The sequence below is a fragment of the Pseudoalteromonas aurantia 208 genome (assembly GCF_014858725.1).
In the GTDB taxonomy this organism is placed as follows: domain Bacteria; phylum Pseudomonadota; class Gammaproteobacteria; order Enterobacterales; family Alteromonadaceae; genus Pseudoalteromonas; species Pseudoalteromonas aurantia.
Genome location: NZ_AQGV01000015.1, coordinates 85,132 through 98,619 on the forward strand (window position 1 = coordinate 85,132; position 13,488 = coordinate 98,619).

Annotated in this window: 8 protein-coding genes; 4 read left to right on the top strand and 4 right to left on the bottom strand. The window is 38.5% G+C overall.

Annotated features, from left to right (window positions below):
* Positions 1-33: 33 nt before the first annotated feature.
* The 3 genes from PAUR_RS18945 to PAUR_RS18955 form a co-directional block, all read right to left on the bottom strand.
* A complete protein-coding gene (locus PAUR_RS18945) occupies positions 34-1,065 on the bottom strand; it encodes a tetratricopeptide repeat protein (RefSeq protein ID WP_192509295.1) in 1,032 nt (343 codons plus the stop codon).
* Between the two features lie 102 nt (positions 1,066-1,167).
* Positions 1,168-2,175: a GGDEF domain-containing protein gene (locus tag PAUR_RS18950; RefSeq protein WP_192509296.1), complete on the bottom strand. Its 1,008-nt coding sequence runs from the start codon at positions 2,173-2,175 to the stop codon at positions 1,168-1,170.
* Positions 2,176-2,211: 36 nt separating this feature from the next.
* Positions 2,212-3,990, bottom strand: coding sequence for a putative bifunctional diguanylate cyclase/phosphodiesterase (locus tag PAUR_RS18955; RefSeq protein ID WP_192509297.1), 1,779 nt, complete (start codon positions 3,988-3,990; stop codon positions 2,212-2,214).
* 491 nt (positions 3,991-4,481) lie between these two features.
* On the opposite strand from PAUR_RS18955, the gene PAUR_RS18960 reads away from it, so the two are divergent.
* From PAUR_RS18960 to PAUR_RS18975, 4 genes are all read left to right on the top strand, one after another.
* Positions 4,482-6,308, top strand: coding sequence for a hypothetical protein (locus PAUR_RS18960; RefSeq protein WP_192509298.1), 1,827 nt, complete (start codon positions 4,482-4,484; stop codon positions 6,306-6,308).
* A gap of 346 nt (positions 6,309-6,654) precedes the next feature.
* Positions 6,655-7,080 (top strand): VOC family protein, encoded by a 426-nt coding sequence (locus PAUR_RS18965; RefSeq protein WP_192509299.1) that lies wholly within the window; start codon positions 6,655-6,657, stop codon positions 7,078-7,080.
* A 132-nt stretch (positions 7,081-7,212) separates the two neighbouring features.
* Positions 7,213-7,515, top strand: coding sequence for a YkgJ family cysteine cluster protein (locus PAUR_RS18970; protein ID WP_192509300.1), 303 nt, complete (start codon positions 7,213-7,215; stop codon positions 7,513-7,515).
* Positions 7,516-7,657: 142 nt separating this feature from the next.
* Positions 7,658-10,552 (top strand): Ig-like domain-containing protein, encoded by a 2,895-nt coding sequence (locus tag PAUR_RS18975; RefSeq protein ID WP_192509301.1) that lies wholly within the window; start codon positions 7,658-7,660, stop codon positions 10,550-10,552.
* Positions 10,553-11,461: 909 nt separating this feature from the next.
* Here the strand turns inward: PAUR_RS18975 and PAUR_RS18980 are convergent.
* The gene (locus PAUR_RS18980; protein ID WP_192509302.1) at positions 11,462-13,444 is read right to left on the bottom strand and encodes a winged helix-turn-helix domain-containing protein; all 1,983 of its coding nucleotides are present in this window, start codon (positions 13,442-13,444) and stop codon (positions 11,462-11,464) included.
* Positions 13,445-13,488: the final 44 nt, after the last annotated feature.

Sequence of the window (13,488 nt, forward strand, 5' to 3'; positions counted from 1 at the left end):
GAGCAATTAAAAAAGTAGCATGCAAGCCTAAATTTACTTATCGTTTTGTAATGCGCTTTTCCAGTCACAATGTGACATATTAGTAATTAAGCTGAGATTGATTTTACGTGGTTTTAGAGTTGGTGTTAGGCTGACCTCAACAGCTAATTTCTCTGCGAAATAGAACTTAACTAATTGTTTTATTCTGCGACTTTCTAACATTGAAAATTCATTCGCGAGGCGTACTTTAAGCCGGTTATCTGTTACAGGTTGGCCTTTGGCGTGATGCATTGTACGTATCCAAAATAGTAAAGCTTGTTTTGCTTTATTGGGAAAAGCATTTGTTAACGCGGCAATTGGTTCATATAAACGTTGATAGTTGACCACTTGATTTTGTAGAGTAAACAAAAATAACAAATTAAGTCCAGCAGTAACATTACCAGCGCGATTGTCATTATTTTGGTGCCCCTTTAATGCACGTCTAAAGTACTGCTCAGCTCGCTCATACTCTTTTTTGTCTAATGCGATTACCCCCAAATTATTGGCAATTGTTGCGAGTTTGGCTTTATTGTTGTGTTTAGTAGCAATCGAAGTAGCTTGCGCATAAAGTGATTCGGCACGGCTATATTTTTTTAAATGCCGAGCAACTAGCGCTTTACTATTAATTAGCGCTAAACGTTGTTTAGAGTTCTTAGCGTATTTCAAAGCACAACTCAAACTTGCATTCGCATATTGGGGAAAACCAGATCTTCTAAACCAAATACCAATGGCACTAAAAATAGTGACTAAGTTGTCTTTAAAATAAGCCGAATGTTGGTAGCCTTGTAATTGTTCTATCGAACTGTCCATCTCTACCAAACGGTTAGTGGAAACAGATGCGCGTAGTTTCAATAGATGCCAACGAATTTGTGTGTTATCAGTGTATGACGCTAAATTATTAACCTGATTGAGTAATGTGAGTGTGCGAGATGGCTTAACCACCAAATAGTCTTCTGCCTCATCGAGTAGAGAATCGATATCACTTTGACTTGCATTGACAAACATAGTGAGTAAAAAGGCGATAATAAAGAATGCTCTTAGGGCCATCAGTCAATAACCTCTATGTTTAGTTATGTTACTTATATCACTTATTTTTTTACTGTTTAGTGTGGCTTATTTTGTGGTTAGTTAACATTGATGCACTCGTAATTATAGTTGAGTGTTTGCTTTACGAGACAATTTATTTTGATAAAGGGCAATATCGGCGTTGTGAATTAACTCATTGATTGTATCGCTTTCACTCATTTCGCATACACCAAAACTCATTCCTAGCTCTACAGTTTTGTAGTTAACGACCTGTGGTACTATTTTTTGTAATCTGGATACAAAGGCATAAGCATCTGCTATTTGTAGACAGGGCAGTACAAGCATAAATTCATCGCCACCTAGTCTAAACAACGTATCATTCTTGCGTATCGACTCATGCATTAATTTTACAAACCGTATAAGCAACTCATCTCCCGAGGAGTGGCCATAAGTATCATTAAGCATTTTGAAATTATCTAGATCAATCATCACAAGACAGCATGTTTGCCCATACCTCGCGACTCGCTCGTGCTCTTTATGCAACACATTGAGCATCGTGCGTCTATTTAGTGCTCCGGTTAATACATCGGTTGTTGCGAGCCCTTCAGCAGTGCCAATTGCATCATTGTATATTTTGACGATAACTGCGGTGAGCATCATCACAATGCACGATGATAACGTACTGCGTAATGCAATTTCGAAGTCTAGTTGCGATATAAATGATGTTGACAGGGTAAGCCAATAAAAAAATGCAAAACCACATGCTACTTTGAAAGGAAACAACAAGAAAAGAGCGACTAAAAATGCCGGTAACCAGATTGCAGCGGCCAGAGGGGAACTTGATGCTAAGTACATTAGCATCATTCCTTCTACCACACCTATGAGCACACTATTAAACACATTTAATGGTTTTTTTAGCAGTCGTACACCGGTGATCAATAGCACTGAAATGATGATAACGACAGATATGGCTAACATCCATTGTGCGTTAAGCGCATATTTAATTGGGAAATAACACAGCAGTAACGCCGTTATAAAAACAACTGCAGCGGCGTAGCGCGGGTAACGATTCATCAAAACAGGTTGCTGTTTAAATAATTGGTCAATACCGAATTGTAATTTTGTATTCATATCAGCACTAACACCAAACGTTTTGAGAAGATAAGGTCATTGGCGCTTCTCTTCGATTAGCGCAATCATGGTGGACCAACTTATGGGTTTAGATAAGTAATAACCTTGATATGAATCGCACTGTCGATGCTTTAGATAGTCGAGTTGCTGACTGTTTTCAACCCCCTCAGCGACGACATTCAAATTGTATAAATGAGCGAGTGATAAAATTACATCGACCATCTTACCTTGATCAATACCTGAGTTATCTATGTTTGAGGTAAATGAACGGTCTATTTTTAATGTATCTACAGGAAAGTTGCGCAGTTGACTGAAAGCGGTATAACCGGTACCGAAATCATCGAGCGCGACACTAAACCCATACGCTTTGGTTTGCTTAATAATATCGATTGACGTTTGATCAAAATCAACGAGTGCCGTTTCGGTTAACTCAAACTCAATTTGTCGTGGATCAACACCTTCCTCAAGCGCCATTTTGTGAGCCATGGTTGCAAAGTGTTTATTTTTTAGTTGTTGAGACGAAATGTTAACGGCTAACGAAAATGTGTCGGTATGATTCAACGCACTTTGTTTTAGTGTTTTGAAAGCTTTTCTAATCACCATTTCATCCAACTGATGAATTAGCCCATGCTCTTCCGCAATGGGAATGTAAATGTCGGGCGTGTAACTTGAAAGTGCATCGTTATGCGTTCGGATCAGCGCTTCCGCCCCTGTAATATTACTGCCTGTTGGTCCATAAACCGGCATGAATACTAAGTAAAACTCGTCTTTTAGCATCGCATTTTTTAATAGCTCAACAACGTGAAGCTTTTCTTGAACTGCTTTTGCAAGCTTAGAAGAGTAAAAGCGGGTTTGATTCTTTGATGCTTTCTTTGCGTCATACATGGCGATATGTACTTCTTTAATAACCTGCTCATATGAAAATGCGCTCGAACGAGTTGTTAGGCCAACACAAGCATCTACGCTCAGCGAAACCCCCTGTATACAATCAATATTATTTACGCAGTTTAACAATTTAGGACTAATTGATTTTATAAGTGTGTAAGGTATAACTCCATAAATGCCGACGATAAATTCGTCTCCAGCAACGCGAGACAAGACTATATCTTTATCACCTGTTCTGAGAGGGTTGAGCTGCTCTTCAATTTTACTGGCAATCTCTTGTAATAAATAATCGCCAAAAGAGTGGCCATATTGATCGTTAATATGTTTAAAGTTGTCAACGCCAAGGCATAAAAATAGCAAATGGTTGTTGCGACTGATGCGCGCCTCTTTTTCTTTTAGCCAGGATATGAGCTTTCGGCGGTTGTATAACCCCGTTAAATGATCACTTTTGGCAATGTGTCTAAGTTGCGTTTGATGATATTCGACTTTCTTTGCATATAAAAAACTGATCACCACGGTAATCATAATGGGCACCAGTGTTCTTATTGCAGTTTCGTAATCGAGATGTTTTAAAGAAGCAATTAACGCAAATGTACACAGTGCTGTACTGACGATGATGGCAGCTTTTGCTTTGTAGTAATAAATATATCCCGCCACCACAGGGAATATATAAATGATGCCACGGCTGCCCAGTTCATAACATGCCGCAATCACAGATAAGGAGAGTAGCGCGATGAATATGTCATTGTGTATATGTTGCAACTGGTTATTTTTATACTTAACAAGAATAAAGGTAATCGCGATCACATTAATAATTGAAATAGAGGCAATGATTGGGTTGCCTCTAAGAATATGAAAAGCGGCATAAAAAATAAAACACACAAAACCGATGAAGTAAAAATACTTATTAAAAGGGACGCATTTATGCATAGAGTACCAATACTGAATTTGAACAGCTTAACACTAGCTAAAGTATTGGATGATAACAAGAAAAGCTAGTACCCAATAAAGCTAACTTATTGATATTAATATTCATAATTTTAAATTGAGCTTTAACTCTATTGTTAAACAACTTAGTGTTGGTGCATTAATAAAACTGCTTTAATTCTTTGCTTCGCACAAGTCACTAATCTATTGAAGGCCATCAGCTTACAAATTTAGAGTCTTCTCAGTGTTTCTTTAAACTAGAGTATTAGCTTTATTATGTAGATAAAAATAAACGGCCGTAACATTAAGTATGCCTTTACTGCATTTTTGCAAATTAGTTAAAAATATATTTGTTAGTTCCGAAAACTACACTAAAGTATATTGTATGCAAATGGTCTTTTTTCAAAAGAGGTGTTTGTATGTTTGCAGTTTGCTAATGACAGCGCTGTCTTGGTGGGCTGAGTTTTATTTAAAACAATATGTAGAGGAAAAAAATGGATATTTTTAATAAAAAGCACTTAAGTGCCTGTATCTTGCTGGGCCTATGTACAAACGCATTTGCGGTAAAAACAATAAGTAATGAGCAGTATCAACAATTGCTACCACAACAAGCGAATGCAGTAGATTATACAATATCATTAGCAGATAAAGTGACGGTTAATTACCACTGCGAGATCATTGAGACGCCCGACGGAGGTTACGATATTGATCGTGAGGGGTGTAATAAGCCTGGTCAATTTTATAGCATTGATTGGAAGGGAGAGTTTGGCACAATAATTAACTTATCAATAAAAGGTAAACCTTCTTCAGCAACAATGATAGAGCACAAATTGTGGGCATTGGCTTTTGCCCACGCGAGTGCGTCAAGTCGAGTACAAATGCAATATGGCTTAAGAAAGGGAGCAAGTGGTACATTCGATTTAACAAAGCCGTTTGCAACGGGTGAGCGTTTCGGAGACTATTTTGACAGACAGATGAACCCCAATTACTTTGTATCAAAAGGTTTGCAAGAAAGTTCCTTAGGCAAAGATTTACCTGCTGGGGTGGATGAGGACGATGGTGTACTACAAATTGAATATCCTGGTAGTGCATGGGCAGAATTACAGGGTGTAGTGGGCGGTGGCTTTCCATTACCTTATAAAGACTTAGAACCACAAACGGTACTAAGTTCACACACTGGACCTGCACGCAATATACTTGGCTCTTCCATAAGCAGTGGTTTTTATAATGGCTCAGCGTTAGCGATTGTAAGTGGCTCATTACCATGGAATCAGGGTTCAGACTCGTCGCAAGACTCTATGCACTTGTTCATTCAACAGTCAAAAGATGCTGATGCTTTATCTATGCTAATGTCTTTTATGTACAATCGTGGTCCTTATGCCGCAAAAGACCAAGTGCTGCGCACTCAAGAGATATTTGACCATTGTGTCGGTATTGCAGAGGACCTTGAAGATGATTGGATATGCTTTCAAAAGCAAAATGACTTTGGCGCACGTTATATTAGACAAATTCCAGATGTGACAAATACCCTAACACTTGCGGCTAAGCACTCTGCCACAAGTTATGATACCGACTTAAGTTGGTCTGATGTGAGTAACTACTTGGATGTTCTAGAAGCATATGGGTTTTATTCTGCTGCTATAACCGCGAAAGCAAAGGCTGCGGCTCAGCAGAGCTTTGATACACTCAGTAGCAATGGGGTTATTTCATATCGTACTGACTTTGGTAAAGTGCTAGAACAAATAATTGTAAACTTGCCCATTTATGAGCTTGGTGAGGGAGGCCCATACGATGAACTTGGCAAAAAACAGTTTTATTTATATAACGAGTATTCAGGTACTAGTTTGGTAGTGACCAGCAATGAAGCAGGGCAAGCCGATGTAAATGAGTTCGTGTTAGCAAAAAACAGAGTTGCTGTTGATATTAATGGCGCTTTCACGCAATTAAAAACCAGCGATGGTGTAGCTGATTGTACTGCTCAGGCAAACACCGCACTACAAGCACTAAAGGCATCAACAGACGAAGCTTACGTTTCTCTGAGCGCTCAAATAACATTTGCTATCAATGATTCGGGGGCATGTACGTTTGAGAGTGGTCCGCATACTCCTCCACCACCGGTTAAAGATGGCTATTGGGATGCAAGTAAGCTCTACAACGACCCCGGTAATATTGTAATCGATGGTATTGACTGTTTTGAATATACAAACGCTTGGTATGTTGTAGGTGGGATGTCACCTAGCAAGGCGTATAGCGCTGATGAGTGGGGGGTTTGGAGGAAATCATCGGCGTTGCCAAACAGTACTTGCTTGAGTGATAAATAGCCTATCCTCCGAGGGCATTGGCTACACCGACCCTGATAGCTTTTATTAGTGACTGCTATAGATAACTACAATCCGTTGTTTTTAAGGGTTACTGTATAGCTATTTGCGTTAAGTTCACAAAGACAAATTATAAGCCGCTCGTAGAAGGTAGCGGCTTTTTTAATGCGTTTTGGTATATGTCAGAATGCCAAAGACGGCTCTAGCTAATTTAGATTCAGGGAAGGCTTTTGTCGAAAAATGGGTAAGCTATTATTAAAAACAATGTATATTAGGCTCGATGTATGGGTGAACACCCACGCAAGTAAGAAAACCATGAGAGTAATGAACGAGTTAAATAGGGTGAATCTTGAAACAAAATATTATGCACATAGCACTCGTCGTGGATGATTACGATGAAGCAATTGAGTTTTATGTTAACAAGCTGAAGTTTGATCTAATCGAAGACACATATCAAGCGGAACAAAATAAGCGCTGGGTCGTTGTTGCGCCACCAAACTCAACAGGTACAGCACTACTATTGGCTAAAGCATCTAAACCGAGGCAGAAAGCATTTATTGGCGACCAAGCTGGTGGTAGGGTATTTCTGTTTTTGAGTACGGATGATTTTTGGCGAGACTATGAACACATGGTATCAATTGGTATTCGATTTATTCGGCCTCCGGCACAGCAGGATTATGGCACTGTTGCGGTTTTTGAAGACTTATATGGTAATTTATGGGATTTACTGCAGCTTAATGAAGATCACCCAATGATGTTAAGGACCCGTGACTAACACATTGGAAGTTCAAACTTTATAATAGAGCGTTCGACATATAACCTTTTCACTACATAAATGCGCTCATCAGAATATATTTAACCTTGAAATTGACGTACAATGCCTGCCTCGCAGTCAACGTAGATAGTTATGTCTATATCGGTTAAGAATATTCCAGAACCTGAACTTACTTGCGCAACATGTAAAGCATGCTGTTGTCGATTAGAAGTGATGGTTATTAGCGACACAGGCGTACCTGCGCAGCATCTAAGTATTGATAAATGGGGCGCAGAAACTATGAAGCGCTTAGCGGATGGTTGGTGTTCGGCACTCGACCGAGAAACGTTTATGTGTACTATTTATGAGAATCGCCCCTGGATCTGCCGTGAATTTGAAATGGGATCGTATGAGTGCAAAGATGAAAGAGCGGAGTCTATGGAGCAGTCAAATTGATATGTCGTAGTGCTTGAAAGTAATGTTAAACTATTCAAGTTAATTAATACTTAATAAGGAGACCCTGTAAAAGGTTTTGTTGAGTGTATAGTCGTATCATAGTATGTTCCTAATTAATACTCTGACTTAAAGGAATGCTACGATGCAGGCGAAATTAGTTTATTTCAAGTTAATGGCAGTAATGGTCTTTATACTGCAAACTTTTATTCAAAATACTTATGCAAACTCGGGTGATCCAGTGCCAATTTTTAAATTGTCAGGGATTGGTATCGTGAAAGATTTCATACATACAGAACATTACTCAGACTCTATTAATGAGATCACTATAATAGACTCGAATGATGGCTTTGATTTTGTTTCTTTTTTAAAAGAAAATGGCAATGAATATCAAGTAGCTGAGCGCATTCTATTAAATGGCAGTGTTGTTAGCCATGTCGTATTACAACACCCAGAAACAAGTAACTCACTTGTTGCGGTTGTAACGAATTCTGGTCAGCTATTAATCATCGACGTAATAACCAAGCAACTTTTATTTTCAGAACTGATATCGCAGGAACCGCTGCTTTCATTAACTACTTGGTATGGCTCAAAACTATTCATCAGCTCGCTAAATACGCTGTACGAGGTTTCTATATTACCGAGTATAACGATAGTAAGTCATGGTGATATAGGTGGTCATATGATCTCTGGTAGCTTTACCAAAGCGAATTCAACACAGCTGCTTTTTGCAAATGGTGATATATACGAAGAAGAGAATGATAAAATTACGCGAGTTTTTAATGTAAGTCCTGGTTTGTTCACTGATATGCAATTTGTACATGCTCAAGATCTAAATAATGACGACTTAGACGAAGTTGTTGTAACTGAGCAAAGAGTTGTAGAGTTGGAAACAATCAGAAAGTTCGACATAATTGAAGTTAAAAGTGAGTCAAAACTAAAAAGTTACAGCGGTAAGCGTTTTATTTCACCTGTGGTTGCTGGAGATAACGCATTCGTAGCAACGTGGACAGAATCTAAAACAGGGCCCCTGAGGCACCAATATAGCCCATCATATTGTATTAATCCGGTACAGTTATCATCATCGACGCCTTTGTGCCGTGAATTTAGTCGCTCTAATCAAGCATATTATATTCAACATATCGTTATTCATTACGGTGATGTAAATTTTGATGGTACGCTAGATTTAGTTGGTCGCACTGAGTTTGAAGATAACTTTGTACATAAAAGTATTGATGCTGAAGATCTGATTAAGATACAAATGCCGATACATGATAATCGATGTCAAAATTCTTACCTTAATTCAGTCATCAAATACACAGCGACACAAGTAGGGTTAACATGCTACGGCAAGTACTCTGTCGAAAGTGCGATGTCGGGTGGCTTACGCGATATAGAACAAAAAACAGTAATAGAATTATCACAAGGGCAAACCTTAACTAAGCAAGACTTTGGTTCTGGTACATATGAGTTAAATAAAAGGTTTGATCACAGGGTTGATATTGATCTTGACGGCAAACAAGAGGATATCGAGTTCTTCAACGTTGAACTTAATGAATATAGATTACAGATCAGTCGTCTTTACGACAATGACAGCAAAGAAGTCCTAATCACTAAATCGCTGCCTGTAGATGTGAACAACCCGCTTAAAAAATTCGCTTATGAGAGAGCAATAGACAACCACCTAAAACACGGAATGTATATTCAATTTAAAGAGTCTACGTTGTATTACGAATATGGAGAAGACTTCATCGAGTTAGGTAACGGTGCTTATGTTGATTTATCCACAGCTGCATATTTCGAAGAAACGGGAGTTTACGCTTTAACTAACGCTGGTGAATTAAAGGTAATAAATGTATCAATAGATCCGATAGTTATCGCGCGTTTTTGTGACAATGATACGGCAGTTGGGTTAGAAAAAAGTGGGCTTAATAAACTGATATATTCTTGTAAAAATCGATTTGGTCAATTTGATACGTTAAACAAAAAAATTGATTGGGAAATAGAGGGGATCGCCAACACCGCATTTGTTAATAGTCGTATTATCGACGACAAAAAATTGGTTGTAACGTCAGGATCAAAGCCATCTATATTTGAAGTTGCGAGTAACAAAATAGACATTGCAGCAATTGCAGATATTAACTTACGGGTGCACGCAAATAAATCGTTAGTAGTTGAATTGCCAAATACGGAGCAAAATAAGCGGTATGTATGGACATCGTCTTCGCGGTTGGGTGAACTTTCGACAATTGAAGGTGAGTCAAGCACGTTTGAGTACACTCCTGATATTCTCGGTCGAGAAACCCTAAGTTATAGTATTTTAAAAGGGGAATGGGAGGCCGCACGAGGTATCGTAAATATTGATGTATACAATAAACCTCCGCAACTTAGTGATATTGCATTATTAACTCATTGGCGTAACCCCATTGAATTCTCGTTACCACTAACTGATGAAGATGGTGATAAAATCATTTACACATTCATCAATAGCCCTCAAGTAGGGCAGTTATCATGGGCTAATGAAAATACCAATACTTTACGTTATGCACCAATGAGTTATAAAACCGTTGAAAGTATTCAATACCGAGGCAATGATGGTAGAGCTAATTCCACTGTAAAAAACATAGATATTACGCTAACAAACACGGCCCCACAAGCCGCAGCTTTATCACATGTTGCAGAGCGCAATAAGCCAATTACCATAAAGCTTAAGGGTAGTGATCCTGATGGCGATATTATCACCTACCATGTAGATTCAGTAGAGCAAATAGCGGGGTTTAAATTAGACGCCAATACGGGTGAAGTTTCACTTACACCGAACGTTAATTCACCTGCATCTATTACCTTTGGCTATTCAGTGTCTGATTCAATATCAAATTCTACAGTGGCATCAGTCACAGTGGTTGTTAACGACTCAACCACTTTAGTATCTGATAGTAAAAGCAGCGGTAATATCAGCCCGACGTATCTTGTATTTTTGATGTTGATGAGTTGTGTAAAGGGCTTTGTGCAGAGGAAGAATATGCGGAGTGTTTGTTAGCGGTTAACTGACATTTAACAGGGACTTGGTTTAAAGCAAGTTCCAGCTTTTCTTTAGTTGCTGTACATAACTTAAGCAGTGAGTGTTTTTAATCGTGTAGTTGCCGTAGAGAAGCTTTAAACGTTATTTAAACCCATATTAAGCACGTTTTAAAGTGAACGATTGTGATCTAATTCTGAACGTACAATGAGCAGGAATGATCGTGGAATGAGTCAAAATGAGCGGGTTTTGTCTAAAAACAAACGTAATTTGATTTGTGGTGATTTTAAGTCTAGGATATGTGAAGTCCTTAGTTAATAGGGGCTTCAGAGCAATCAATTCTAAAATGTCACTTCATCATTAAATCTAGAAATGAACGACCCCTTGTAACAATATTACGTAAATATAGTAATTTAACATAACGTAAATTATAGGGTGTTAATTAATTATTATAATATACTGGTATTTTGATTTTTATTAAGCGAATGATTTACGTATTAAATGTCCAATACTAGACGGTATCGGACATTTTTGTGCTTATGATGAGGTGTTAAGTACCACTGAACTTTAAGAACTCAATTAACTTACTTATTGCCGTTGTGAACCCTCTTAGAAAAATCTCACAATTTTTTTGCAACGAGCTTTTATCCAAAGCGGATAAAAATTTTACGCTAACAATCGAATTATCAAAAGAAACTATAGAACTAGAAGATATATTGAGTTCAGATGACGCTCAAACTCTCCTAACTTTCTCTAGATTGGCAAATAAGTCGACCGGTTACGGTCATCCACTAGATAAAAGAAGGTGGTTTGAATTAATAAAGTTAACAGCTGGCACCAACCATAAAATCTTTACATGCTATCGTCCCGCTACCACATAAAACTTAGTAGCACTTTATAAAATAGTTTTTATTTAGTGACAAACCGACGTTACAAAGTTATGGCTGAAAGCCAAAAATCGTTGTTTGTCACGGTCTTATTGGCCCCTATAAACCCATGCAAACGCACTTGTGGTCTGGATTGGAATGAAAATGTGTATGGGTGATCCATAATGCTCTTAATTTCGCCATTATCCATTTTGTAGTATTTTACGATGCCATTGGTGTCTATATAGTAGATGCCATGAAGGTCGACATCCCAGTTTCGATCTAACGTCATTTGTTTCGGAATCGGTATTTTTTTAGGTTTATTATTAAAGTCCCACTGCCATAGCGTGCGCGTAACAGCGTCGATATACAGCAAGGATTTTTTATCCGGTAAAAGTCGGCCTTGATAGACGTTTATAGCTGGATAATACGAGTGTGCTGAGGTCGCACTATTGTAACTGGCTAAACGCCAGTGCAGGTGGTGTCTTTGAGCGTAAAGCACCCTATTATGTTTGTTCCAGCCTATAACATGTACTGGATCTGAACTTAACCATGTAACATGTAAATTATCGAGCTCAACATGATAGATTGCTATGCCATATTTACTACTCTGTTTAACAGTCGCAGCAATGCGTTGGTTGTCTGTTGACCACACTAGATCATAAATGTCATCGAATTTAGAGTTGTTAATACTGCTTAAGTGATTGTTACCTCTAACCCATAGTGTTTTGTAACCTTTACGCGTTGAAACAAAGCCCATTTTTTTTGCATCTGGACTAATCGAAAGTTCGCTATCATTACTGTTTGATGCTGTGAGTGGTAATGCTTTTTTTGGCTGGGTTAAATCTAGAGCGACACCTTTTAAGTTAGTCTGCTGTAAAGAGAATAAAAGAGTACCGGTATTACTACTAATTTGTAAGTTTGATAATATATTTGTGGGAAGTGGCGCTGATATTGTTTTAGTTTCACCAGTCAGAGCAAGTAAATGTACGCCCTGCTCATTGGCATATAGCAGGTGCTCATCATCGACCCAGTCATACCCAGAAATTGTAGTTTGATAGTTACTCAATTGAGTTTCGTTCCCGTCGAGGTCCACCGTAAATAGCGCGTGGTCAGATGAAGCTTTAGAACGGATATAAGCAATTTTTAACCCTGAAGGTGAAAATATCGGGTACTTATCAGTTAATCCCCGCGGTGGTGTTGAAAGGGGCTCTATTAAATCGATTAAAGCGTCGTAAATTGTTAGTCGATGTGTTTTTGAGTTGATGTGTTCTTGGGTAAAAACAAGGGTTTTGTTCTTTATATGATGGTTTAAACCATAACTTTCACCGCGTAGCTCAACAATGTGCTTGATTGTGTCGTTAGACAGGTCAATAAGTGATATTGAATGAGCGTGGTTTTTACGGGTTAAAGCGAGTACAGAGTTTGTTTTAGCGGTAATTACTGGGTGCATAAATTCGTAGCCATATGCGCTGAAGTGTTCTTTGCGCTGATTTTTTACCGTCATCAATACAATGGTATCCATTTCGCCTATGTCTGATTCAATATATGTTAAATGCGTACCGTCTTCGCTTAGGTTGGGCATAAGCTTTAGGTCAGTGTTGTAAGTTAAGCGCTGCATAGAACCCATCGATATTGTTGGCTCAGTAGTTGATACAATGCGTGTTATGAGTGGAAATGTGAATAATATGATTAAAAAAAAGCTTATAGAACTAATTACCCTACGTTTTGCATACTTACTTCCCGAGGGTAAAGGGGCCACCTCTGCCACTAATCTGTAGCCAGTCTTGCGTATGGTCGCAATGTATTGTGGTTCGCTCAGGTTATCATCAAACGCCTTTCTTAAAGAGGAAATAACGCGATTCAAGGCATCTTCTGTGACCACTTGATTAGACCAAAATTGATTAAATAGTTCCTCTCGGTTAATTATTTGGCCCGGTCGGGCAGCCATATATTGCAAGATCAGCGCTGCTTTTGGTTCTAATCGAACTTTTTTATTAGCATGTACTGCTGTGAGTTTTTTACAATCTACAACCCATTGATTCATGGTGAAGTGGTCTAGAAAAGGGTGTTCAGTACTAGGCATAAATT

Excerpts from the sequence above, each read along its gene's own strand:
- PAUR_RS18945 (WP_192509295.1), bottom strand. The coding sequence starts at position 1,065 with ATGGCCCTAAGAGCATTCTTTATTATCGCCTTTTTACTCACTATGTTT.
- PAUR_RS18950 (WP_192509296.1), bottom strand. The coding sequence starts at position 2,175 with ATGAATACAAAATTACAATTCGGTATTGACCAATTATTTAAACAGCAA.
- PAUR_RS18955 (WP_192509297.1), bottom strand. The coding sequence starts at position 3,990 with ATGCATAAATGCGTCCCTTTTAATAAGTATTTTTACTTCATCGGTTTT.
- PAUR_RS18960 (WP_192509298.1), top strand. The coding sequence starts at position 4,482 with ATGGATATTTTTAATAAAAAGCACTTAAGTGCCTGTATCTTGCTGGGC.
- PAUR_RS18970 (WP_192509300.1), top strand. The coding sequence starts at position 7,213 with ATGTCTATATCGGTTAAGAATATTCCAGAACCTGAACTTACTTGCGCA.
- PAUR_RS18975 (WP_192509301.1), top strand. The coding sequence starts at position 7,658 with ATGCAGGCGAAATTAGTTTATTTCAAGTTAATGGCAGTAATGGTCTTT.
- PAUR_RS18980 (WP_192509302.1), bottom strand. The coding sequence starts at position 13,444 with ATGAATCAATGGGTTGTAGATTGTAAAAAACTCACAGCAGTACATGCT.